The organism is Nocardia sp. NPDC005978 (assembly GCF_040614455.1).
Taxonomy (GTDB): Bacteria; Actinomycetota; Actinomycetes; order Mycobacteriales; family Mycobacteriaceae; genus Nocardia.
In genome coordinates this window covers 33860-56015 of sequence record NZ_JBEXUS010000033.1, presented here as the reverse complement: position 1 = coordinate 56015, position 22156 = coordinate 33860, and the positions used below count along the sequence as shown (strand labels likewise).

General features: G+C 70.0%; 25 protein-coding genes. 6 read left to right on the top strand and 19 right to left on the bottom strand.

Features of this window, described 5'->3' with window-relative positions:
* Positions 1-77 precede the first annotated feature (77 nt).
* From ABZ319_RS17415 to ABZ319_RS17400, 4 genes are all read left to right on the top strand, one after another.
* The gene (locus ABZ319_RS17415) at positions 78-962 is read left to right on the top strand and encodes an NmrA/HSCARG family protein (protein ID WP_354987425.1); all 885 of its coding nucleotides are present in this window, start codon (positions 78-80) and stop codon (positions 960-962) included.
* 98 nt (positions 963-1060) lie between these two features.
* Positions 1061-1357, top strand: coding sequence for a hypothetical protein (locus tag ABZ319_RS17410; protein WP_354987424.1), 297 nt, complete (start codon positions 1061-1063; stop codon positions 1355-1357).
* A 58-nt stretch (positions 1358-1415) separates the two neighbouring features.
* Positions 1416-1634 carry a hypothetical protein gene (locus ABZ319_RS17405; RefSeq protein ID WP_354987423.1) on the top strand — a complete coding sequence of 73 codons (219 nt, stop codon included), beginning with the start codon at positions 1416-1418 and terminating at the stop codon, positions 1632-1634.
* A gap of 92 nt (positions 1635-1726) precedes the next feature.
* Positions 1727-1942: a hypothetical protein gene (locus ABZ319_RS17400; RefSeq protein WP_354987422.1), complete on the top strand. Its 216-nt coding sequence runs from the start codon at positions 1727-1729 to the stop codon at positions 1940-1942.
* 81 nt (positions 1943-2023) lie between these two features.
* On the opposite strand, the gene tsf is transcribed toward ABZ319_RS17400, so the two are convergent.
* The 4 genes from tsf to ABZ319_RS17380 form a co-directional block, all read right to left on the bottom strand.
* The gene (gene tsf, locus ABZ319_RS17395; RefSeq protein WP_354987421.1) at positions 2024-2848 is read right to left on the bottom strand and encodes a translation elongation factor Ts; all 825 of its coding nucleotides are present in this window, start codon (positions 2846-2848) and stop codon (positions 2024-2026) included.
* Positions 2849-2950: 102 nt separating this feature from the next.
* Positions 2951-3793, bottom strand: coding sequence for a 30S ribosomal protein S2 (rpsB, locus tag ABZ319_RS17390; RefSeq protein WP_354987420.1), 843 nt, complete (start codon positions 3791-3793; stop codon positions 2951-2953).
* A 242-nt stretch (positions 3794-4035) separates the two neighbouring features.
* On the bottom strand, positions 4036-4365 hold the full coding sequence (locus ABZ319_RS17385; protein WP_354987419.1) for a DUF202 domain-containing protein: 330 nt from the start codon (positions 4363-4365) through the stop codon (positions 4036-4038).
* Positions 4362-4766, bottom strand: coding sequence for a DUF202 domain-containing protein (locus ABZ319_RS17380; RefSeq protein WP_354987418.1), 405 nt, complete (start codon positions 4764-4766; stop codon positions 4362-4364). Before ABZ319_RS17380 ends, ABZ319_RS17385 begins: the two co-directional genes overlap by 4 nt.
* A gap of 187 nt (positions 4767-4953) precedes the next feature.
* Here ABZ319_RS17380 and ABZ319_RS17375 point away from each other — a divergent pair, with 187 nt between their 5' ends.
* On the top strand, positions 4954-5439 hold the full coding sequence (locus ABZ319_RS17375) for a M23 family metallopeptidase (protein WP_354987447.1): 486 nt from the start codon (positions 4954-4956) through the stop codon (positions 5437-5439).
* Complete coding sequence (locus tag ABZ319_RS17370) at positions 5436-5945, top strand: DUF1990 domain-containing protein (protein ID WP_354987417.1); 510 nt, start codon at positions 5436-5438, stop codon at positions 5943-5945. The genes ABZ319_RS17375 and ABZ319_RS17370 overlap by 4 nt, the downstream gene beginning before the upstream one ends.
* A 171-nt stretch (positions 5946-6116) precedes the next feature.
* On the opposite strand, the gene ABZ319_RS17365 is transcribed toward ABZ319_RS17370, so the two are convergent.
* The 15 genes from ABZ319_RS17365 to trmD all read right to left on the bottom strand — a co-directional run bounded on the left by ABZ319_RS17365 (position 6117) and on the right by trmD (position 22156).
* On the bottom strand, positions 6117-6491 hold the full coding sequence (locus ABZ319_RS17365) for a hypothetical protein (RefSeq protein ID WP_354987416.1): 375 nt from the start codon (positions 6489-6491) through the stop codon (positions 6117-6119).
* Between the two features lie 14 nt (positions 6492-6505).
* The gene (locus tag ABZ319_RS17360; protein ID WP_354987415.1) at positions 6506-7267 is read right to left on the bottom strand and encodes a siderophore-interacting protein; all 762 of its coding nucleotides are present in this window, start codon (positions 7265-7267) and stop codon (positions 6506-6508) included.
* An 85-nt stretch (positions 7268-7352) separates the two neighbouring features.
* On the bottom strand, positions 7353-8177 hold the full coding sequence (locus tag ABZ319_RS17355) for an N-formylglutamate amidohydrolase (protein ID WP_354987414.1): 825 nt from the start codon (positions 8175-8177) through the stop codon (positions 7353-7355).
* 5 nt (positions 8178-8182) lie between these two features.
* On the bottom strand, positions 8183-9106 hold the full coding sequence (locus ABZ319_RS17350; RefSeq protein WP_354987413.1) for a tyrosine-type recombinase/integrase: 924 nt from the start codon (positions 9104-9106) through the stop codon (positions 8183-8185).
* Positions 9107-9446: 340 nt separating this feature from the next.
* A complete protein-coding gene (dprA, locus tag ABZ319_RS17345) occupies positions 9447-10766 on the bottom strand; it encodes a DNA-processing protein DprA (RefSeq protein ID WP_354987446.1) in 1320 nt (439 codons plus the stop codon).
* Positions 10767-11455: 689 nt separating this feature from the next.
* Positions 11456-12964: a YifB family Mg chelatase-like AAA ATPase gene (locus ABZ319_RS17340; RefSeq protein ID WP_354987412.1), complete on the bottom strand. Its 1509-nt coding sequence runs from the start codon at positions 12962-12964 to the stop codon at positions 11456-11458.
* Positions 12964-13323, bottom strand: coding sequence for a YraN family protein (locus ABZ319_RS17335; protein WP_354987411.1), 360 nt, complete (start codon positions 13321-13323; stop codon positions 12964-12966). Before ABZ319_RS17335 ends, ABZ319_RS17340 begins: the two co-directional genes overlap by 1 nt.
* A gap of 86 nt (positions 13324-13409) precedes the next feature.
* Positions 13410-13715: a DUF2469 domain-containing protein gene (locus ABZ319_RS17330; RefSeq protein ID WP_067514125.1), complete on the bottom strand. Its 306-nt coding sequence runs from the start codon at positions 13713-13715 to the stop codon at positions 13410-13412.
* 43 nt (positions 13716-13758) lie between these two features.
* Positions 13759-14508, bottom strand: a complete 750-nt coding sequence (locus ABZ319_RS17325) for a ribonuclease HII (protein ID WP_354987410.1) — start codon at positions 14506-14508, stop codon at positions 13759-13761.
* A 36-nt stretch (positions 14509-14544) separates the two neighbouring features.
* The gene (gene lepB, locus ABZ319_RS17320) at positions 14545-15249 is read right to left on the bottom strand and encodes a signal peptidase I (RefSeq protein WP_354987445.1); all 705 of its coding nucleotides are present in this window, start codon (positions 15247-15249) and stop codon (positions 14545-14547) included.
* Positions 15250-15441: 192 nt separating this feature from the next.
* On the bottom strand, positions 15442-15783 hold the full coding sequence (gene rplS / locus ABZ319_RS17315; RefSeq protein WP_354987409.1) for a 50S ribosomal protein L19: 342 nt from the start codon (positions 15781-15783) through the stop codon (positions 15442-15444).
* A 176-nt stretch (positions 15784-15959) separates the two neighbouring features.
* Positions 15960-17627: a thiamine pyrophosphate-binding protein gene (locus tag ABZ319_RS17310; protein WP_354987408.1), complete on the bottom strand. Its 1668-nt coding sequence runs from the start codon at positions 17625-17627 to the stop codon at positions 15960-15962.
* Positions 17628-17669: 42 nt separating this feature from the next.
* On the bottom strand, positions 17670-18518 hold the full coding sequence (locus tag ABZ319_RS17305; protein WP_354987407.1) for a hypothetical protein: 849 nt from the start codon (positions 18516-18518) through the stop codon (positions 17670-17672).
* A gap of 414 nt (positions 18519-18932) precedes the next feature.
* Positions 18933-21281: a Tex family protein gene (locus ABZ319_RS17300; RefSeq protein WP_354987406.1), complete on the bottom strand. Its 2349-nt coding sequence runs from the start codon at positions 21279-21281 to the stop codon at positions 18933-18935.
* Positions 21282-21466: 185 nt separating this feature from the next.
* The gene (gene trmD / locus ABZ319_RS17295; RefSeq protein WP_354987405.1) at positions 21467-22156 is read right to left on the bottom strand and encodes a tRNA (guanosine(37)-N1)-methyltransferase TrmD; all 690 of its coding nucleotides are present in this window, start codon (positions 22154-22156) and stop codon (positions 21467-21469) included.

Sequence of the window (22156 nt, the reverse complement as noted above, 5' to 3'; positions counted from 1 at the left end):
TAGCAGTATCGCTACCAGGACAGGATCATGCGCGAATTCCTACCGTGGAACACAGCGAACAACACACGGAGGACGACATGACGAACCACAACGGACCGGTCCTGGTGATCGGAGCGACCGGACGGCAGGGCACCGCGACCACCCACGCACTGCTCGAAAAAGGCTGGGAAGTACGGGCTTTCGTCCGCGACCCGGAGTCGGAGCGGGCGCTGGCACTCGCCGCGGCCGGTGCGCGGCTGGTGACCGGCGACCTGGACGACGAGGAGTCGGTGCGCGCGGCCATGGATGGCGCGCACGGGGTGTTCCTGATGCTGACCATGATGTCCGGGGTCAACATCAGCCTGGACGCGGTGGCCGCGGAGATCGTGCACGGGAAGATGGTGGCCGACCTCGCCGCCAAGGCCGGGATCGCGCACCTGGTGTACAGCTCGCTGAGCGGGGCACACAAGGGCTCCGGCGTGGAGTACTACGCGGCGAAAGAGCAGATCGAGGACCACATCCGGGAACTCGGGCTGCCCGCGACCGTACTGCGGCCGGTGCTGTTCATGGACAACTTCGCCACCTACAACAAGCCCGCACTGGTCGAGAACGAGCTGGTCCTGTCCCTGGCCGTAGCGCCCGGCAAGCCCATGGCCCTGATCTCCATCCGCGATATCGGCGAATTCGCCGCCCTGGCCTTCGACCGCCCGGAGGAGTTCCTGGGGCGCACCCTGGAGATCGCCGGCGACGTCCTGACCCCCACCGAGATCGCCGAAACCCTCTCCCGCACAGCCGGTTTGCCCTATCGAACCGTCCGCATCCCGATCGCCGGGCTGCGCGCCTTCGACGAGCAGGTGGCCAAGATGTTCGAGTTCTTCGACGTCGACTCCTCCCCCGCCCCGGACGTCACCGCCCTCCGTGCCGCGCACCCGGGCCTGCAGAGCCTGGAAACCTGGGTTCGGGCCACCGGCTGGACCCTGTAGACGATCGCCGTCGCACCCCACCGGCGCGCCCGATGCCCCCGAATCCGGGGGCACCGGATCCAAAGTGAAATGCAAATGCCCCACATAGGATCCGGTCCATGCTCACCACCCGAATGACGCTCCGCACCGGCATCGCCGCCCTGGCCATCACCACCGGACTGATCGCCGCCGCCGGCCCCGCGGCAGCGCACAACCCGATCGCCCAGCAGTCCGGCAGCGGTTCGGGATCGAGCGGTTCGGCGAGCAACTCACTGAGCTCCGACCTCGGCAACACCGACCCGCTGAACGCCCTGGTCCTGATTTTCGCCGCCCCGGCGCTCATCGTGATCTGCAATTCCGGGTCGATCGACTGCGCGGGCAACCAGACCCCGGGCGGACCGGTGACCGGCCCATGATCACCGCCCCGGAATTCGGGGGCACCCGGAACGCGGCTGTGCGCCATACGATTCCGGCATGACTATCACCACCCGCGCACTGCGCACCGGCACCGCCGCCCTGGCCATCAGCGCGGGACTGATCGCCGCCGCCGGCCCCGCGACGGCGGAAGCCCCGGCAGGTTCGGGCAGCGGCTCCCTCGGCACCGGATCCGCGGGCCTGGTGCAGTCCGTGCTCACCGCAATCGGCTGCTATGTCGGCGCGAACAACTGCGGACCGATCGTCATCCCGAAATAGCGCGGCAAGCTCGGACCGCGTACCGAAACACGCACTCGCGCCCCAGGATTCGGGGGCATTCGGATTCAGCAGCACCCCCGTACCCTTCCGCCATGACTCTCACCAGCCGGACTTTGCGCGCCGGCGCCGCCGTCGTCGCCCTCACCGCGGGACTGATCGCCGCCGCCGGTCCCGCCACGGCGGCATCCCCGCCCGGCTCGGGCAGCAGCACGGGATCGAAAGAGCTGCTGCAGTCCGCCTACGAAGTGTTCGTCTGCACCATCGGCCCCGAACTCTTCTGCGACGTCATCAACGGCCCCGTCGGGTAGTCGCCCTGCGATGCATAGCGAAAAGGCCCTTCTCCCATCGAATCACGATGGGAGAAGGGCCTTTTCAGGCTTGGCGGGCGATTACGCCTGGCCGACCTCGAAGCGGGAGAAGGCGGTGATGGTGGCACCGGCCTCGTCCAGCAGCGCCTTGACGGTCTTCTTGCTGTCGGTCACCGACGACTGCTCCAGCAGGACGACGTCCTTGTAGAAGCCGTTGACGCGGCCTTCGACGATCTTCGGGAGGGCGGCCTCGGGCTTGCCCTCTTCGCGCGCGGTCGCCTCGGCGATGGCACGCTCCTTCTCGACGAGGTCGGCGGGGACCTGGTCGCGGGTGACGTACTTGGCCTTGAGCGCGGCGACCTGCATGCCGGCGGCGCGAGCGGCCTCGGCGGCGGCGTCGCCCTCACCGGTGAACTGCACCAGCACGCCGACGGCGGGGGGCAGATCGGTGGCGCGCTTGTGCAGGTAGGTCGCGACGTTGCCGTCGTAGGACACGACGCGACGCAGCTCGAGCTTCTCGCCGATACGGGCGGCCAGCTCCTGCACGGCCTGGTCGGCGGTCTTGCCGCCCAGGTCGACGGCCTTGAGCGCGTCCAGGTCGGCCGGGCGAGCCTTCGCCGCGGCGGCGACGATGCTGTTGGCCAGCTCCTGGAACTCCGCGTTCTTGGCGACGAAGTCGGTCTCGGAGTTGATCTCGATCAGGACGCCGTCCTGCGCGGCGACCAGGCCCTCGGCGGTGGCGCGCTCAGCGCGCTTGCCGACGTCCTTGGCGCCCTTGATACGCAGGGTCTCGACGGCCTTGTCGAAGTCGCCGGCGTTCTCTTCGAGCGCCTTCTTGCAGTCCATCATGCCGGAGCCGGTGAGGTCGCGAAGCTTCTTCACGTCAGCGGCGGTGTAGTTCGCCATGTTGGGCGAGCCTCCTCTGTGTGGTCTGTGGGGTGTTCACACCTTGCCGCCCGCTTCCGAACCGGAAGGGGCGGCAGGGTGAACAGATGCCGGTACGGCTGCTTAGACGTCGGCCGGGGTGGCCGGTTCGGCCTCGGCGGCCGGCTCGGCAGCGGCGGGCTCGGCGGCCGGGGCAGCCGAAGCCAGCAGTTCCTGCTCCCACTCGGCGAGGGGCTCGCCCGCGCCGGCTTCCGGCTTCGAATCGCCGGCGGCACGCGAGGCACGAGCCTGCACGCCCTCGGCGACGGCGGACGCGACCACGCGGGTCAGCAGCGCGGCCGAACGGATCGCGTCGTCGTTACCCGGGATCGGGTAGTCGACCAGGTCGGGATCGCAGTTGGTGTCCAGGATCGCGATGACCGGGATGTTCAGCTTGCGAGCCTCGCCGACGGCGATGTGCTCCTTGTTGGTGTCGACGACCCAGATGGCCGAGGGAACCTTGGCCATGTCCCGGATGCCGCCGAGGGTGCGCTCGAGCTTGTTCTTCTCACGCGTGAGCATGAGGATTTCCTTCTTGGTGCGACCCTCGAAGCCACCGGTCTGCTCCATGGCCTCGAGCTCCTTCATACGCTGAAGGCGCTTGTGCACGGTGCCGAAGTTGGTGAGCATGCCGCCGAGCCAACGCTGGTTGACGTAGGGCATGCCGACGCGAGTGGCCTCGGCCGCGATCGACTCCTGGGCCTGCTTCTTCGTGCCGACGAAGAGAACGGTGCCACCGTGGGCGACGGTCTCCTTGACGAACTCGTAGGCCTTGTCGATGTAGGTCAGCGTCTGCTGAAGATCGATGATGTAGATGCCGTTGCGGTCGGTGAAGATGAAACGCTTCATCTTCGGGTTCCACCGGCGGGTCTGGTGACCGAAGTGGGCGCCGCTGTCGAGCAGCTGCCGCATTGTTACGACGGGCATGGCCTCGTAACCCTTTCATTGCTGGTTGTCGCAGAAATCGGCGATCTCTGCCCTGGCGCCCACGGCCACCGGAACCCGTGATGTGAAATCAGGGGACCAGCCGGCGGCCTCGATCTGGGCGCGCGAAGTCGGTCTGCGCTGAAGCAAACCGCTGGATCAGTTTACGGGCCGGGTCCGCAGAGATGAAATCGCCCCCTCGCCGGAGCGGCCGCACGCGCCGGACCAGGCCGGGGACGGCGGGCTCAGCTCAGTTCGACAGCGTAGTAGAGCGCGTACACGACGGCCACGCCCGCGACGCCGGTCACCGCGACGGCGACCGCCGTGATGCCGCGCCGACCGCTGTCCCAATTACCCCGATTGTGCGAGTGCAGGATTCGGCTGCGGGCCACGCACACGACACTCACCACGACCAGGCCGATCGCCGCCAGCAGCGCGAGCACCGCCATCGGCGGCCAGTCGCTGCTGTAGGTGACCTTGAGGAACAGCACCGCGTTGGCCATGGCCGCGATGGCCGTGCGCCGCCACGCCAGGGCGGTGCGCTCGGCGGCCAGCCCGGCCTCGGGACTGCTCACGACAGCAGCAACCCGTACCCCGCGAGCACCGCGATGACGGCGATGCCGAAGGCCAGGATCGGGACCATGATCGTGCGCGGCAGCCGGTCGCCGCGTTCCATGGCGGTCTGCACGTGCTTCCAGCGCCCGTAGGCGCCGACCGCGATGACCGTGGCCAGCACGATGCAGCTCAGGGCCACCGCGCTGCGCACGCCGTGGTGCGTGAACGGCCGGACCAGTTCGTGCACGGCCACACCGCCCGCGAGCAGGCCCAAGCCGGTGCGCATCCAGGCCAGGAAGGTGCGCTCGTTGGCGAGCGTGAAGCGGTAGTCGATGTCGGCGGGTTCCGCGGCGAGTTCGCGATCGTTCTCCTGCGCCTCGGCCTCGACCGGTGTCTCGGGGCGCGGCTCGACGGAGCCCATGACGTTCTCCTGCTGGTCGGCGGCATTTTTCGGGATTGAACAGCACGGTGTTCACACGCGTGCGGACTATCCACATTCCAGGTTCACGGTAGTCCCGGGCAGCGAACGGGAGCGCACCCTGAGTGGTATGCGAGCGATCGTGTCGATAACTCTCGGGTGGTTGCCGGGGCTGCTGCTCGGGCAGGTGATGTTCGCACCGGTGGGCAGCGCGGCGCCCGCGGGCGAGTTCGATTGGCCTCTGCGCCCGCGGCCCGCCGTGGTCCGGGCCTTCGACGCGCCGGAGCGCGATTGGCTACCCGGGCATCGCGGGGTGGATCTGGCGGGCCGCGCCGGGCAGGCGGTGCTCGCCGCCGGCGACGGCACGGTCGCCTTCGCCGGGACGGTGGCGGGCAAACCCGTGCTCTCCATCGATCACACGGGCGGGCTGCGGACCACCTACGAGCCGGTCCGGCCGGGGGTTCCCGTGGGGCGCAGGGTTTTTCGCGGATCGACCATCGGAGCCCTGGAGGCCGGTCACGCCGGATGCCCGGTGGCCGCCTGCCTGCACTGGGGGCTGCGCCGGGACCGCGTGTATCTGAATCCGCTCGGGCTGCTGCGCGCGGTCCAGGTGCGACTGAAACCACTCGCGAACCCTCGAAGGCATCACCGTCGCGAGACCAGAATGGGGGTATGACGCACGAGCCCGCCACGGTCGAATTCACCTACGCCGAGGTCGGCGCGACCCGCAGCGAATTCCCGCCCGGCTACCACCATTTCCGGTTGCGCCGCCGAATCGGTTCGGGGCGTGCGCTGTTCGAGGCGGCCGGGGCGCAGATCCTGGCGTACCGCATGCAGCGCGGTACCGGAATTCTCGTGGCGGCCACCACGCCGACGGCCGCGCCCGGCACGGAAATGACCATGCGCCTCGGCATCGGCAGGCTCGGGTTCCGGGCCCACTGCCGCGTGGTCTACGTGCTGGACGAACCGGATCGCCGCGGCTTCGCCTACGGCACGCTGCCCGACCACCCCGAGATCGGCGAGGAGCTCTTCGCCGTCGAATACGACCCGGCCGACGATGCGGTGTACGGCATCGTGGAGGCGTTCGCGCGGCCCGGCACCTGGTACACCCGCATGGGTGGACCGGTCGTGCGGGTCATTCAGCGCTGGTTCGCCGGGCGCTATATCGCCACGCTGACCTGATCGCGCTGCGGCACAGGCGGTCAGCGATGGCCTGCGGTGACGCGAATCCCGATCAGCCGGATATCCGCCCGCCGGAAGCGGGTGGGCTACCGCCGTGACAAGGCGGGAGACCGTTGCGCAGGTCGAGGGCGACTTCCCATCCGGGTGGCCGCCGCCCGTAAGGGTGGCGCGCTACCGCCCGTAGAGGTGGCGGGTGAGGACGGCGGCTTCGGCGCGCAGGGCGGCGGCGCGAGCCGCTCCACCGGCAGCCGCGGCGTAATCGGTTGCGGCGCTGTCGCGTTCGTCGATCTCGGCGCGAACGATGTCGTCGATGTCGGACTCGGTGAGTTCGCGGCGAGGGCGTTCGGCGCCGCCCGGACCCGCGGCGGCCTCGATCGCGCCCGCGCGTACGTCGGAGGCGTCGACCGCCTCGGCATTGTCGATGGCGGCCAGGGCCGAGCGCAGGGCCGCGACCGCGGTGCGATCGCGGGCCTTCAGAGCCGCGGGCAGAGCCGCCCGCAGCCGGTCACGCAGGGGTGGCAGAACTGTGTCCGAATCGGCGGGCATGGATCGACCGTAGGTCAGACCCCGGCCGGTGCCGCCTTCTCGCTCTCGGCGAGTTCGGACTTCCAGGTGCGGAAGCCCTCTTCGGTGCGCCCGCGCCGCCAGTAGCCGGAGATGGACGCCCATTCGGCGGTGACGCCGCGCTCCTTGCGCACGTACGGGCGCAGATCGTGCATGACGGCCTGGGCCTCGCCGTGAATGAAGACGTGCGCCTGCCCGTCTCGCCACGGTTCGGCGCGCACGGCGGCGGCCAGACGCTCGCCGGGGGCCGCGTCGCCGCGGTGCACCCAGGTGAGTTCGACGTCCTCGGGGAGCGGGAAGGAGAGTTCGTCGGCGGAACCGCCGACCTCGATGAACACCCGGCCGGTCGCGTCGATCGGCAGCGCCGCGCAGGCGGCGGCGATGGCGGGCAGCGCCGACTCGTCACCGGCGAGAAGATGCCAGTCGGCGTCGGCGCGGGGCGCGTACGCGCCGCCCGGCCCGAGCAGATCGATACTGTCGCCGGGTTCGGCGGCCGCGGCCCACGGCCCGGCCACACCCTCGGTGCCGTGGTGCACGAAGTCGATGGCGATCTCCTGCGTCGCACGATCGATCGCGCGCACGGTGTAGGTGCGCATGATCTCCCCGTCCGGATTCGGGAACACCAGCTTGACGTAGGCGTCGGTGAAATCGTTGGCCTCGAAGTCCGCGAATCCGGGGCCACCCAGATGTACGCGGATCAGGTGGTCCGAAAGCCAGATGGTGTTCTGAACAATCAGGGTCGTACGGCTGCGTGCCAAGCGGAACACCTCCACAATTAGGGTTACCTAAGTCAACGTACACGACGCCCGATAGCTCGTCGATATGGTCTCGATATGGCGCCGGTTACCCCGCCGCGTCGATCAGCGCCGCCAGCGCGGTGGCCAGTCGCGGGAGGCCGGGACCGGCCGGACCACCCGGCTCGGTCATATAGCCGTCCCTGCGAATCTCCACCATGAGTGCGGTGACGCGCGGTTCGGAGCGGTAGTGATCCAGGGGTACATAGGTTCCCGCGAACGGGGTATCCACCGCGACGCCGCCGAAACCCGCGAACAGCGCGGTAGCGAGCGCCGTCAGCTCCGGCGGCGTGTGGAAGTCATTCGTTCCCAGACAGATCGGCGGACGGCTCCCGGCCGCAAATAGCTCGTAGGCCAGCGGTTTCGTCGGATACGAGTGCACGTCGACGATGATCGCGCGGCCGGTCGCGCGCAGGCGATCGGCGACCAGTTCGGTCATCGCGTGGGCGTAGGGGTGGAAGTAGCGGTCCAGCAGGCCGGTGGGATCGAAGGAGTCCGGGCGCAGCACGTCGCGGCCGGTGGTGCGGGTGTAGACCGCGCCCATACCGACCGCGCGCATCTGCTCGCGCTCGTCCGGGAAGCGTTCGGGGTCGACGACCAGGCGCGAGAGCGCGTTGACGAACCGCCACGGCCGTAGCCGGGCGCGGTCGGCCGCGGCCGCCGACAACTCGGCGGTGTGCGCGTCGGTGATGTGGTCGAGTTCCAGTTCGAGGGCGGGGTCGTCCAGCACGATGTCGGCGCGCACCGACGGCGGGATGCGGCGCGCGGAATGCGGAACATGCAGGATGACAGGCGATTCCGGGGCGCCGGGAAACAGCGAGACGTTGCCGGGGATCCGCGGCGGGCGCGGTTCCGAATCGGGTGGGATCGCCACGGCGATCAGGCGCGGGGGTGGGCTTGGTCGTGCACCTTCTTGAGGCGCTCGATCGAGACGTGGGTGTAGAGCTGGGTGGTGGCCATGCTCGCGTGGCCGAGGATCTCCTGCACCACGCGCAGGTCGGCGCCGCCTTCGAGGAGATGGGTGGCGGCGGTGTGGCGGAAGCCGTGCGGGCCCATGTCGGGTGCGCCGGGGATGGCGGAGATGACCTCGTGCACAACGGTTCTCGCCTGCCGCTGATCCAGCCGCCGGCCGCGGCGGCCGAGCAGCAGGGCGCGACCGGACGCCTCGGTGGCGAAGGCGGCGCGGCCGTGCCGCAGCCAGGTGTCCAGGGCCTGCTCGGCGGGGCCGCCGAACGGCACCGACCGTTCCCTGTTGCCCTTGCCCAGGACCCGCACCACGCGACGTTCCCGATCCACGTCCTCGATGTCGAGCCCGCACAGTTCGCTGACCCGAATCCCGGTCGCGTACAGCATCTCCACGATCAGCCGATCCCGCAGCGCCATGGGATCATGCTGTGCCGCACCCGATTCCGCCGCGTCCATGACCGCCGAGGCCTGCTCCTTCCCCAGCACGGCGGGCAGTACGCGGTGCGCACGGGCGGTGCCCAGCCGCGGTCCCGGATCGAGGGTGAGCCGCCCGGTATAGGTGAGCCACGCCGTGAACGTCCGCGCCGAGGACGTGCGCCGCGCCATGGTGGTACGCGCCGCCCCGCCCGCCGCCAGCCCCGCGAGCCACGACCGCAGCAGTGCCAGATCCACCTCCCCCACACCGCAATCCGCTCCCCGCTCGAGCAGATGCCCGAGCAGCCCCCGCGCGTCCCCCACGTACGCCCGCACGGTGTGCTCGGACCGGTTCCGCCCCAGCCGCAGATGCCGCCCGTACTCGACCAGCAGCGCCTCGAGGTCCTCCGGCAGTTCGCTCATCCCCCCACCGTCACCGCCTCCCGCCCCCGGCGCAAGTTCCCGCGCCGCCACCGGCTCGCGGCGCAAAATCCCGCGCACTCGCCCCGGCGCACGTTCGTGCGCCCCCGCAGACGTATCCGTGCTTGTCGCTGCCCGTCGACCGTTGCCGACCTGCCGCCCCTCGGCTCGAGTGTCCGGCACGACCGTTCTGATAGCCGAGGCCTGGAGCCGCATCGACCGGACGCTGCCACCGCGGGCGGCCGTAGGCGCTCCGCTGCATCGGCTCGTCGGGGCGGGGAATCCCCCACCACCACAACGGGATTGCCGATCGACGGGATCGCCGTCACGTGCACCGCCCCCTTCAGCGCGGGCGTGGCTCGCGCGCGCCCACTCGTGGACCGGCCAGAGCAGGATCGACGCGCCGCCAGCCCTGGTCGCCGCAGGCCGCACGTCCGGAGAGCTCGAGTGCGGCGAGGGTAGCTCGCACCACTGGAAGAGGCAGGCCGGTCGCGGTGGCCAGTGCCCGGGGCAGGCGGGAGCCGATGGTGGGGAGGGCCGCCAGCAGCAGGGTCTCGTCGGTGGTGAGAGCGGTAGTCGCGGAGGCTGTTTCGCCACCGGTGGGAGGGGCGGTTGCGGACGGCGCTTGGTCTCCGGGCGGTGCTGTGGGCCGGAGCGGGTCTTCGGCGGGATGGGGCGTCAGCGGTTGAGTGTTGATGCCTGCCAGAGTTAGGCGCAGGGGGCCGGCCTCGTCGAGGATGTCGTCGGCGCCGGTGACCAGGAAGGCCTCGCCCGCGCGGATCATGCGGTGACAGCCGACCGAGGCCGCGGAGGTGATCGGGCCGGGGACCGCGAGGGCCGGGCGGCCCAGGCGGCGTGACCATTTCACCGTGTTGCGCGCGCCGCTGCGGGCGCCGGCCTCGACCACGACCACCCCGTCGGCGAGCGCCGCGATTATCCGGTTCCGGGCCAGGAAATGGTGCTTGCGGGCGGTCGTTCCCGGCGGGTACTCGCTGACTACCAACCCGGTATCGGCGATCTCGGCCAGCAGCCGATCATGCTGCACCGGGTACGGCCGATCCACCCCGCACGCCAGGACCGCCACGGTGCTCCCGCCGACCGCCAGCGCCGCCCGATGCGCCATCCCGTCGATCCCGAACGCGGCTCCCGACACCACCGTCCACCCCCGCCCCGCCAAATCCCCCGCGATCTCCGCCGTCACGTGATTCCCGTACCCGGTGCTGCACCGCGCCCCCACGACCGCCACCGCCCGCTCGGTGCACTCCACCAGTGACCGCGGCCCCCGCGCCCACAGCACCAGCGGCACCGCCCCCGCCTCGTCCTGCGCCGGATCCAACTGCCCCAACCCGAGCAGCCGCCAGGCCGGCCACTCGACATCATCCGGCGTAATCACCCTCCCCCCAACCCTTTCCATCACCCCGAGGTCCCGCTCTGCCCACTCCACACCCCGCCGCGCTTCCGTGGCCCCGCGCAAAACCTCCGGCAACGCACATTCCCGGACCGCCCGCGCCGCCTCGACCACCCCCACCGACCCGATCAAAGCCGACAACGCCGCACACGGCCCCTCCACCACCCGCGACAAATACACCCAGGCCAGCCGCCTCTCGTCCTCCCCGCCACCACCCGATCCCCCGCCACCACCTGACTCCCTGGCACCACCCAGTCCCCCGGCTCCACCCGGTCCTCCGGAACCACCCGAGCCCCCGGAATCACCCGCGCCCTCGGAGCCGTGCGGTCGCGAGCCCCTCCGGGGCCTAACCTCCCCCACGGCCTCGTGCCTCGAATCGGCTGCGGGGAACAGACTTCGATCCCGGTCGATTCGGCTGCCGTCCACGTCGCGGCCCGCCCCGCCGTCGTGGTCCGTAGCGGAACCGACCTCCGCCGTAGTCGTCGCAGCGAACTCGCCGGGCAGCGGGGCATCGACCGCAGCCGGGGCCGAGAGGCCTGGACTCTCTGGATCGTCCGCCCCGCGCGGACCCGAATCGGCTGTGTCGGAGGGATATCGATCACCACCGGTTCGCGAACCGAGCCGAGTGTCGCTCGCCGCGCAATCGGCTCGTGAGCCGACGTCGACCGTGGTCGTCGCGGGGACGCCCGATGGCGGGAGGCACGGCACGCGGGACTCGTCCGCGTCGTCGAAAAGGGTGCTTGCCGCGCGCAACTCGTCGATGTTCGCGCCGTCGGGTAGGGCGCAGGCATCCGTGCCTGTGCACCCGGTTCCCGCCAAATCCGCTGCGCACGGGAAAGGATGCACCGGCGACACTTCGTCGTCGGAGACGGTGGGCGAGCAAGGGGCGGCGGGGGGCGAAGCGCCCTCCGGCGCGGGGGACATCGCACGGGCCGGGCGCGGATTCATGCTCCACCTCGGTGGCGAAAGGCCAGGGCCTGCAGGACATCCTGGGCGGTGGGGACTTCGCCGCCGCGTAGGTCGCACACCGTCCAGGCGACGCGCAGGGCGCGGTCGGCGCCGCGGGCGGACATGCGGCCGTGTTTGAGGGCGTTCTCAACCGGGGCGAGGGACTCGCGCGGGAGGCGGAACTGCTGGCGCAGCACGTGACCGGGGACCTCGGCGTTGGTCGTCAGGTTCAGCGTCGCCCAGCGGGCCGCGGCGGCATTGCGGGCCAAGGCGACCCTGGCCCGGACCGCCTCGCTGGATTCGGTTTCCTCACCGCTGAGGGCACCGGCAGACTGCGCGTGCATGCGGACCGAGAGATCGATGCGGTCCAGCAGCGGGCCGGAGAGTTTGCCGAGATAGCGGCGGCGCGCGAGGGGCGCGCAGATGCAGTCGATATCGCGGGCGGGTGCGCAGGGACAGGGGTTGGCGGCCAGCACCAGCTGGAAGCGGGCGGGATAGCGGGCGACGCCGTCACGGCGGGCGATGCGAACTTCGCCCTCTTCCAGGGGAGTTCGCAGCGCCTCCAGCACCTTGGTGCCGATCTCGGCGCATTCGTCGAGGAACAGTACGCCCCGGTGCGCGCAACTGGCCGCACCCGGACGCGCGGAACCGGAACCGCCGCCGATCATCGCCGTCACCGACGAGGAATGATGCGGCGCCACGAAGGGCGGCAGGTGGATGAGCGGATGATCGTCGGACAGGGTGCCCGCCACCGAGTGAATCGCCGTGACCTCCAGCGATTCCCGCTCACGCAGGGCCGGCAGCAGGCTCGGAAGGCGCTGGGCGAGCATTGTTTTGCCAATACCCGGCGGCCCGGTCAGCAGCAGGTGATGCCCGCCCGCCGCGGCGACCTCCAGCGCCCAGCGCGCCTCCTCCTGACCGACGACCTCGCTGAGATCCCCGTGCGCCCGCACCTCGGCCGGGACCATCGGCTCGGGCGGGGTGAGCTCACCGGCCCCGCGCAGCCAATCCACCAGTTCGCTCAGCGTCGCGGCCCCGAGCACCCGGATCCCGTCCACCAGGCCCGCCTCGGCCAGCGCCGCGGTGGGCACGATGACCAGCTTGCGCCCGGCGGTGCGCGCCGCCAGCACCGCGGGCAGGATGCCCCGCACCCGGCGCACCCGCCCGTCCAGCGCGAGTTCGCCGAGCAGGACCGCCTCGGCGAGCCGGTGCACCGGAATCGAGCCCGCCGCGTCGAGCACCGCGGCCGCGAGCGCCAGGTCGTAGACGCTGCCCACCTTGGGCAGGGTCGCGGGCGACAGCGCCAGGATCACCCTGCCGTCCGGCCACTTCTCCCCCGAGTTGGTGACCGCCGCCCGCACCCGATCCCGCGACTCCTGCAGGGTCGTGTCCGGCCGCCCGACCAGGTGCACCGACGGCAGCCCCTGCCCGATGTCGGCCTCGATCTCCACCAACTGCCCGTCCACCCCGGCCACCGCCACCGAATGCGCGCGCCCGAGCGGCATCAGAACGCCGCCCGCAGATGGGTGATCTCCGGGTGGCTCCCGGGGCGCATCAGCACCGACACCACGTCGAACCGCACCCGCGACCACGGGCCGGACCGCTCGTGCAGCCAGAGCAGCGCCAGCCGGCGGATCCGCTGCTGTTTGAGGAACGACACCGCCTCGGCGGGCGGCCCGAACGCGAGCCCGCTGCGGGTCTTTACCTCCACGAACACGGTGACGCCCGCGGCGTCGCGGCCGATCAGATCGAGCTCGCCGTATCTGCACCGCCAGTTGCGGGCGACGATCTCCATCCCGGCGTCACGCAGAAAGCGCGCCGCCAGCTCCTCCCCCTGTGCGCCGAGCGCGAGATGCTGTGCCATAACGCCAGCATGGCCGGGTCCGCTGCGGACCCGGCCATGCCGACCTGGGAAAACTCAATGCCTGTGGATGGCGGAGAGCCTGTGGACTACTCGGGCAGCCGCAGGTCGGGCTTCTCCAACTCCTCGATGTTCACGTCCTTGAACGTGATGACGCGAACGTGCTTCACGAAGCGCGCGGGCCGGTACATATCCCAAACCCACGCATCGGACATCCGCACCTCGAAGTACACTTCGCCGTCGGCGTTCTGCGGCCGCAGTTCAACCGTATTGGCCAGGTAGAAGCGGCGCTCGGTCTCCACCACGTACGAAAACTGGCCGACGATGTCCTTGTACTCGCGATACAGCGAGAGTTCCATCTCGGTTTCGTATTTCTCGAGATCCTCGGCGCTCATCGGGTGGAACGTCCTCCTTATCGCCCAACTGGGTGTAGAGACATCATCCCGCATACGCGGTGTCGGTAGCCACTCGGCCGGTCCCGGGCGACCGCACCGCGATCTCCCGCACATTGCGCCAGGACCGGCGATGTTCACTGGTGACGCCCAAGCGGTGCAGCGCCTCGTTATGTTCGGGCGTGTTGTAGCCCTTGTGACCGGCGAATCCGTAGCCGGGGAATTGCTCGTCCAGCCCAACCATCATCCGGTCGCGGGTCACCTTGGCGAGCACGCTCGCCGCGGCGATACAGGCCGCCGTGGCGTCACCGCCGATCACCGGCAGTGACGGAACGGGTATGCCCGGCACCCGGAAACCGTCGGTCAGAACGTACCCCGGAACCGGGTCCAGCCCGGCCACCGCACGCCGCATGCCCTCGATATTGGCCACGTGGATGCCGATGGCGTCGATCTCCCAGGCCGGGATCACGATCACCGACCAGGCCAGGGCCACGCGTTTGATGATCGGGAACAGCTCTTCGCGGGCGTCCTCGGTGAGCCGTTTGGAGTCGTCGAGCCCGGCGAGGGAGGTGTACGCCTTGGGCGCGAGCAGGCACGCCGCCACGACCAGCGGACCCGCGCTGGGCCCGCGACCGGCCTCGTCCACGCCCGCGACCGGGCCGAGCCCGCTGCGAATCAGGGCGGCCTCGAGCGTGCGTAGCCCGCCCGCGCGCCGCATGACGACGCGCGGCGGCCAGTCACCGCGTTCGATCGGCTGTATCTTCTTGCCGCCCCGCTGCTTCGGGGTATTCGCCATCGTCCCCACCGGTCGATTATCTCGTAGTGCCGAGTGCTATTGGGGGTCCTCGGACCGCACGAACCCGATCCGGCCCAGCGGCCAGATCTTGAAGACCGCCTTGCCGCGCACGTCGGAGATCGGCACGGTGCCCTGGTACTCGTCGTCCATGTGGTACCGGGAGTCGGCGGATTCGCGGCGGTTGTCGCCCATCACCCACAGGTTGCCCGCGGGCACCTTGACCGGGCCGAACGCACGGCCGCCGGCGTTGAACGGGATGTCCGGGCGCTCGGGGTTGAACGGGTTGTTGCGATCCGGGTTCGAGGTCTGGATGTACGGCTCGTCCAGGGGCTGCCAGGTCGCGCCGGGCTCGTCGTCCAGCACCAGGATGCGCCCCTGCTCGTCACAGCACTTCACGGTCTGCCCGCCGGTGGCGATCACGCGCTTGACCAGGTCGTTCTCGTCCGGCGGCACCAGGCCGAAGAACGAGAGGAAGTTCTGCACGCCGCGCACGGCGGTGTTGGTCGAGCGAATGGACCGGTAGTGGCGGTTCCAGGAGTCGGTCGGGCCGACGAACACCACCACGTCACCCGGCTTCGGATCGCTGAAGTAGTAGCTCAGCTTCTGCACGTAGATCCGGTCGCCGGTGCAGCCCGCGCACCCGTGCAGGGTCGGTTCCATCGACTGCGAGGGGATCACGTACGGGCGTCCGATGAAGGTCACGACCAGCGCGGTGATGACCGCCGCGATACCGATGAGCATCGGCAGTTCCTGCCAGAACGGGCGCTGCTTCTTCTTGGCGGGGGCCGCCTTCGCGTCCTCGCTGACACCGTCGTCGCCCGGACCGGACACCGCTGTCGACTCGTTCTCGTCTGCCACGGAAGACAGAGTAGCCCGGCGCCGCGAGAAACTATGCGGTGCCGGGCTACTCGGGGATCAGAGCGAAAAGCTACTTCAGCGCTTTTCCTTGATCTTGGCCTTCTTGCCGCGCAGATCGCGCAGGTAGTACAGCTTGGCGCGACGAACGTCACCGCGGGTCACAACTTCGAGCTTGTCGATGTTGGGGCTGTGCACCGGGAAGGTGCGCTCCACGCCGACGCCGAAGGAGACCTTGCGGACCGTGAAGGTCTCGCGAACGCCGCCACCCTGGCGACGGATGACCGCGCCCTTGAAGACCTGGACGCGTTCCTTGTTGCCTTCGATAACCTTCACGTGCACGTTGACCGTGTCACCCGGGCGGAAGTCCGGGACATCGCTACGCAGCGACTTTTCGTCGACGAAGTCGAGGGTGTTCATTTCCGTCCTTATTGGATTCGCGCGAACAGAGGAACCTGGCGGCTACCTGGTGCAGGTGCTCTACCGGTTCGTGCTCCGGATAATTGGGCGGTGCCCGGGCGCATGATCCGCCCTAGGCAACCCAAGCATCATGCCAGATGACGGGGTGTGCCGGTTAATCGGCCCCCGCCCGGGCGCTAGGACCGGGAATTGGCCCGGGTGAGCGCGGCCGCGATGTCGGCGACCAGCGGCGGATAGTCGGTCGTGCCGGTGACCACCTGGAGGAAGACCAGGCAGTCCTGGGCCTGGGTGGCTACCTCCAGGCATTCGCGGAGTTCACCCACCGTAGCCGCGCGCAGGGTCAGCACCGAATTCTCGTCCCCGCCGAACGCGTGCGGGAGTTCGGACCAGCGCCAGGGCGCGATGTCGTTGTAGGGCGCCTGCGGGCCGTGGATCGCGCGCTCGATCGCGTAGCCGTTGTTGTCGACCAGGATGATGACCCCGGTCAGGCGTTCGCGGATCCAGGTGCCGAGTTCCTGGATTGAGAGTTGGGCCGCGCCGTCGCCGATGACCAGCACCGCCCGCCGATCCGGGCAGGCCAGGCCCGCGCCGAGGGCGGCGGGCAGCGCGTAGCCGATCGAACCCCACAGCGGCTGACCCAGGAACGTGATGCCCGCGGGCATGCGCAGGGTGGCCAGTCCGAAGAAGGCCGAACCCTGATCCGCGACAACGATATTGCTGTTGCCCAGCGCCCCGGCGATGAGCGGCCACAGCGCGGCCTGGGTGAGCGGGGTATCGGCGGGTGCGCGATCGACCGGTTCCGGATCGGGTGCGACGGGGGCGATGTGCGTCGGCGCGAAGTCCGCGGAGATCTCGGCGAGCACCTCGAGCGCGGCGGGCAGCGAGAGCGGCGCGAAGGCGTCCACCCCGGCGATGACGCTGCGCTCGGGGCCGATCTCCAGGGTCCGGCGCGGGTCGATGCGATGGCTGAAGCCCGCGGTGATGCTGTCGGTGTACTGCACGCCGACGGTGATCAGCCGTTCGGCGTCCTCAACCGCCGCCCGAACCGGTTCGGGCGAGGCCGCGCCGGTGTAGACCCCCACGAAGTGCGGCGCGGACTCGTCCACGACCGTCTTGCCCCAGGCCAGGGTGGCGTGCGGGACCTCGCCGATGGCCAGCAGGGCGCGGAGTTCGTCGGTCGCGCCGACGCGGTCGACGAAGACGTCGGCCAGCACGGTGACCTGGCGGTCGGCCAGGAATTCGCGGGCCGCGCGGGCGAACGCCAGTCGCGCGCCGTCGCTGCTGAAGTCGGCGGCCGGGGCGAGCGGGGCGGCCGGGGGCGCGGCCTCGAGGCGCGCGACGTCGGTGGCGAGCATGAGGTAGCCCGGACGGCGATGCACGCGAACCGAATTCAGGACCCGGTCGATTTCCTGACAGGCGTCGGCCGCGCCGAGATCGGCCTGGGCGCAGGTGACTTCGGCGGCGATGCGGCGGAAGTGATGAAAGTCGCCGTCGCCCAGGGTGTGGTGGATGACGCGGTGATTGGCCTGAATGTCCTTGGCGGGCACGCCGACGATGTGGACGACCGGCACGTGTTCGGCATAGCTGCCCGCGATGGCGTTGACCGCGCTCAGTTCGCCGACGCCGTAGGTGGTGACGACGGCGCCGATGCCGCGCAGGCGGGCGTAGCCGTCGGCGGCGTACCCGGCGTTGAGTTCGTTGGCGCTGCCGACCCAGCGCAGACCGGGGTGCGCGACCACGTGATCGAGGAATTGCAGGTTGAAATCACCGGGTACGCCGAAGATCTCGGTGACACCGAGTTCGTGCAGCCGATCGAGCAGGTAATCGCCGACAACGTAGGCCATGCCACACCCTCGCACGGCGACCGTGATTCAGCAATCTTCTGGCTAACTGTTTCGGTGCGTCGAATGCGGGGCGGGCGGAGCCGCGATCACGGTGCGCGCCAATTCTTCCTCCGCCGCGCGGCGCACATGATCGACGTCCGGTTTCCCCGCGACCAGGTCCTGGACGAAGATCTTGGCGGCGATCACCGGACGGCGGTAGCGGCGTTCACGGCGCATGGCCCGGCGCATGGTTCCGGGCCGTTCGCCGTAGCGCCAGCGCGCCCACGGTGCGCCCGGACGGCTCAGCCGCAACGCGCCGACGAACAGCAGCGGCGGGAAGAACATGCCGAACAGACCCGTCCAAATCTTACCCTTGGCAATGACGATCGCGGCCAGCAGCAGGTTCACCACCGAGAACAGCGCGATCACCCAGCGCTCGGCGGGATTGGACTGACTGCGGAAATCGTTGATGTCCAGCAGCCACAGCGGATGAAAACCCATCAGCAGCAACCCCGTCACGGCGACCGCGACGAACACCGCGTCCACCGAGGTCCGCCCCTGCTCCTCCCAGTACACATCGCGCAGGTAGTAGATGAGCGCGAACTCGTCGAGCACCAGCGCCGCGCCGACCCCGAAGAAGGCCGCGAGCACGCTGATCACCCCCACGCTGCTCTCGTACATCGTGATGAGCCCCGCGCCCGTGCTGAGCACCAGGATCACCCCGAACACCATGTGGTGGACGTGCACGTCCCCGGCCCGCACGTTGCCCGGCCACCAGCGCACCTGCTTGCGGATGAGCCGCACGCTGATCCGGATGAGCACGAACCCGATGATGAATCCCAGAAGCAGGCAGGCCAGCGGCAGTCGCCCGTCAGCGATCACGGTGTCTTCCATCCACCGCCGAAACGCCATACCCGCATCGCCTCCGCACTCGCCCGCCGGTCGCCCGGCCACTCGCCGCTGGATCCCCGACGGTACCCCTCCCCCACAAACCCCCAGCAAATCCCGCCGCTCACCAGCCCCAACCACCCGCGACATCGCCGCGAACGGCAGGGGAACGGCGAACGCCCGGCACCCGGCCGACCGTGGGTCGGCGCTCGAGCGCGCCCCTTTCTCACCGTGCCCTCGACGCCGGCAAGCGACCACCGCCGGCCGATGGGGCCGGTCCGGAATCTCCAATCCCGGCGCGCCGCAAGCTGACTCGGCGTGCGGGCGGACGGATGCGCGCCCACCCACCGGGCGACTCCGTGTACCGCGGCTGTGCACGCTGCCGAAACCGCTGGGCGGCACCGCGATCGCGGTGCAGCCCAGCGGGAGACGCGGGTACTACTTGCCGAATCCCGCGCGGCGCAGGGCGTCGGCCATGGAGCCGGAGGCCGCCGGCTGGGGGCGGTTGCCGCCCTGGCGATTACCGCCGGACTGGTTGCCCTGGCGGGGGTTGCCGCCCTGGCGGCCGCCGCCCTGACCGCCCTGGCGCTGGCGGTTGTCGCTGGTGGGGCGATTGCCCTGGCCGCCGCGCGGACGGCCTTCGCCGCGTTCGGGTTTGGCGGCGCCGGGCTCGTCGTCCAGGCGCAGGGACAGGCCGATGCGCTGGCGCTGGACGTCCACCTCCATGACCTTGACCTTCACCACGTCGCCGGACTTCACGACCTCGCGGGGATCCTTGACGAAGTTGTGGGACATGGCCGAGACGTGGACCAGGCCGTCCTGGTGGACGCCGATGTCGATGAAGGCGCCGAAGGCCGCGACATTGGTGACCACGCCCTCCAGGACCATGCCGGGTTCGAGGTCGGCGACCTTCTCGATGCCCGCGGCGAACTCGGCGGTCTTGAACTCCGGGCGGGGGTCGAGGCCGGGCTTCTCGAGCTCGGCGATGATGTCGGTGACGGTCGGAACGCCGAAGCGTTCGTCGGTGAAGTCGGCGGGCCGCAGCGCGCGCAGCGCGGTGGTGTTGCCGATGAGCTCGCCGACGGTGCGGCCGCTGGCATCGAGCATGCGGCGGACCACGGGGTACGCCTCGGGGTGCACCGAGGAGAAGTCGAGGGGATCGTCACCGTTGCGGATACGCAGGAAGCCCGCGCACTGCTCGAACGCCTTGGGGCCCAGGCGCGGCACGGTCAGCAGCGCGGAGCGGCTGCGGAACGGGCCGTTGGCGTCGCGATGCGCCACAATGCTTTCCGCGACCGAGCCGGTGATGCCCGAGACCCGGGACAGCAGCGGCACCGAGGCGGTGTTGACGTCGACGCCGACCGCGTTCACCGCGTCCTCGACGACCGCGCCGAGCGAGCGGGCCAGCAGGGTTTCGGAGATGTCGTGCTGGTACTGGCCGACGCCGATGGACTTGGGGTCGATCTTGACCAGCTCGGCGAGCGGGTCCTGCAGGCGGCGGGCGATGGAGACCGCGCCGCGCAGGGACACGTCCATGTCGGGCAGTTCGACCGAGGCGTAGGCCGAGGCCGAGTACACCGAGGCGCCGGCCTCGGAGACGACGATCTTGGTGGGCTTGTTCTCGGGAATGCGCGAGATGAGTTCGGCGGCAAGGGCGTCGGTCTCGCGCGAGGCGGTGCCGTTGCCGATGGCGATGAGCTCGACCTTGAACCGCGCGACCAGCGCGCCCAGCACGGCCAGGGACTTCTCGGTCTGCCCGGTGTGCGGGTAGATGACCTCGGTGGCGACGGCCTTGCCGGTCGCGTCGACCACGGCGACCTTCACGCCGGTGCGGAAGCCCGGGTCCAGGCCCATGGTGGTGCGGGTGCCGGCGGGGGCGGCCAGCAGCAGGTCGCGCAGGTTCATGGCGAACACGTCGACGGCGTCGCGTTCGGCGGACTGGCGCAGCCGCATGCGGGTGTCGATGCCCAGGCTGACCTGGAGCTTGGTGCGCCAGGCCCAGCGCACGGTGTCGAGCAGCCAGGTGTCGGCGGCGCGGCCGCGGGCGGCGATGTCGAACTTGTGGGCGATGCGGCCCTCGTAGACGCTGCGCTCGCCGGGTTCGAGTTCCTCGGTGTCGGGTTCGAGGTGCAGGGTGAGCACCTCTTCCTTCTCACCGCGCAGCAGCGCCAGGATGCGATGCGAGGGCAGCTTGCTGAACGGCTCGCTGAACTCGAAGTAGTCGGCGAACTTCGCGCCGGCTTCTTCCTTGCCCGCGCGGACGGTGGAGCTGACCTGGCCGCGGTTCCACATGAGTTCGCGCAGTTCGCCGACGAGGTCGGCGTCCTCGGCGAAGCGTTCGACCAGGATCGCGCGCGCGCCGTCGAGCTGTTCGGCGTCGTACTGCGCGGGATCGGTGGTCGGATCCCCGATCAGGGCGTCGGCCACGGGCTCGTGCCCGGCCTCGCGCGCGATCTGGGCCTTGGTGCGCCGCTTGGGCTTGAACGGCAGGTAGATGTCCTCGAGGCGGGCCTTGGTGTCCGCGAGCATGATCTGCGCGTGCAGCGCGTCGTCCAGTTTGCCCTGGGTGCGAATGGATTCGATGATCGAACCGCGGCGCTCGTCGAGTTCGCGCAGGTAGTGCAGGCGCTCGTCGAGGGTGCGCAGCTGCGCGTCGTCGAGGCCGCCGGTGACCTCCTTGCGGTAGCGGGCCACGAAGGGCACGGTCGATCCGGCGTCGAGTAGTTCGACGGCGGCGCGCACCTGCTCCTCCCGCACGCCGAGTTCGTCGGCGATACGCCGACCCACACTGGCTAGGCGAACGGTCCCGGCGGTCGGGGCCGCGCTCGGAGCAGTGGCACTGTCTGCGCTGACGGTTTCGGAGGCTGTCGTCACTCGGCAGACACTACCGGCGTCGGGGGACAAGCCCGAACAGTGCCGCACCGAACTGTCCGGAACGTCGTAGTCGTTCGGTTTGCGGAGCGAACTTTTGGCTATTCTCCGGTGGGCGGCAGCAGATCCGGGCGCCGCGCGCGAGTGCGCTCGAGCGACTGCTCGTGCCGCCAGGCGGCTATCTTCGCGTGATTGCCCGAGAGCAGGATGTCCGGGACATCCAGATCGCGCCAGGACACCGGCCGCGTGTAGCTCGGGCCCTCCAGCAGACCGTCGGAGAACGAATCCTGTTGGTGCGACTGCTGATTGCCGAGCACTCCGGGAATGAGCCGGACGAACGCCTCGGTCATGACCAGCACCGCCGCCTCGCCGCCGATGAGCACGTAGTCGCCGATGCTGACCTCTTCGACGCGCACCCGCTTCGCGGCATCGTCGAAGACCCGCTGATCGATGCCTTCGTAACGGCCGCAAGCGAATACGATGTGCCGCTCGGCCGACCAGCGTTCGGCCGTGGCCTGGGTGAAGGGGACCCCCGCCGGGGTCGGGACCACCAGCAGGGCGTCATCGGGGCACACCTGATCGAGGGCGTCGCCCCAGATGGTGGGCTTCATGACCATGCCCGGTCCCCCGCCGTACGGGGTGTCGTCCACGGCCTTGTGCACGTCGTGCGTCCAGTCGCGCAGATCGTGCACCCCGACCTCGAGGATGCCCTTGTCGATCGCCTTGCCCAGCAAGGCCGTTCGCATGGGTTCGAGGTATTCGGGGAAGATGGTGACGACGTCGATGCGCAT

Excerpts from the sequence above, each read along its gene's own strand:
- ABZ319_RS17415 (WP_354987425.1), top strand. The coding sequence starts at position 78 with ATGACGAACCACAACGGACCGGTCCTGGTGATCGGAGCGACCGGACGG.
- ABZ319_RS17410 (WP_354987424.1), top strand. The coding sequence starts at position 1,061 with ATGCTCACCACCCGAATGACGCTCCGCACCGGCATCGCCGCCCTGGCC.
- ABZ319_RS17405 (WP_354987423.1), top strand. The coding sequence starts at position 1,416 with ATGACTATCACCACCCGCGCACTGCGCACCGGCACCGCCGCCCTGGCC.
- ABZ319_RS17400 (WP_354987422.1), top strand. The coding sequence starts at position 1,727 with ATGACTCTCACCAGCCGGACTTTGCGCGCCGGCGCCGCCGTCGTCGCC.
- tsf (WP_354987421.1), bottom strand. The coding sequence starts at position 2,848 with ATGGCGAACTACACCGCCGCTGACGTGAAGAAGCTTCGCGACCTCACC.
- rpsB (WP_354987420.1), bottom strand. The coding sequence starts at position 3,793 with ATGCCCGTCGTAACAATGCGGCAGCTGCTCGACAGCGGCGCCCACTTC.
- ABZ319_RS17380 (WP_354987418.1), bottom strand. The coding sequence starts at position 4,766 with ATGGGCTCCGTCGAGCCGCGCCCCGAGACACCGGTCGAGGCCGAGGCG.
- ABZ319_RS17375 (WP_354987447.1), top strand. The coding sequence starts at position 4,954 with ATGTTCGCACCGGTGGGCAGCGCGGCGCCCGCGGGCGAGTTCGATTGG.
- ABZ319_RS17370 (WP_354987417.1), top strand. The coding sequence starts at position 5,436 with ATGACGCACGAGCCCGCCACGGTCGAATTCACCTACGCCGAGGTCGGC.
- ABZ319_RS17365 (WP_354987416.1), bottom strand. The coding sequence starts at position 6,491 with ATGCCCGCCGATTCGGACACAGTTCTGCCACCCCTGCGTGACCGGCTG.
- ABZ319_RS17350 (WP_354987413.1), bottom strand. The coding sequence starts at position 9,106 with ATGAGCGAACTGCCGGAGGACCTCGAGGCGCTGCTGGTCGAGTACGGG.
- ABZ319_RS17340 (WP_354987412.1), bottom strand. The coding sequence starts at position 12,964 with ATGCCGCTCGGGCGCGCGCATTCGGTGGCGGTGGCCGGGGTGGACGGG.
- ABZ319_RS17335 (WP_354987411.1), bottom strand. The coding sequence starts at position 13,323 with ATGGCACAGCATCTCGCGCTCGGCGCACAGGGGGAGGAGCTGGCGGCG.
- ABZ319_RS17330 (WP_067514125.1), bottom strand. The coding sequence starts at position 13,715 with ATGAGCGCCGAGGATCTCGAGAAATACGAAACCGAGATGGAACTCTCG.
- ABZ319_RS17325 (WP_354987410.1), bottom strand. The coding sequence starts at position 14,508 with ATGGCGAATACCCCGAAGCAGCGGGGCGGCAAGAAGATACAGCCGATC.
- lepB (WP_354987445.1), bottom strand. The coding sequence starts at position 15,249 with ATGCTCATCGGTATCGCGGCGGTCATCACCGCGCTGGTCGTGACCTTC.
- rplS (WP_354987409.1), bottom strand. The coding sequence starts at position 15,783 with ATGAACACCCTCGACTTCGTCGACGAAAAGTCGCTGCGTAGCGATGTC.
- ABZ319_RS17310 (WP_354987408.1), bottom strand. The coding sequence starts at position 17,627 with ATGGCCTACGTTGTCGGCGATTACCTGCTCGATCGGCTGCACGAACTC.
- ABZ319_RS17305 (WP_354987407.1), bottom strand. The coding sequence starts at position 18,518 with ATGGCGTTTCGGCGGTGGATGGAAGACACCGTGATCGCTGACGGGCGA.
- trmD (WP_354987405.1), bottom strand. The coding sequence starts at position 22,156 with ATGCGCATCGACGTCGTCACCATCTTCCCCGAATACCTCGAACCCATG.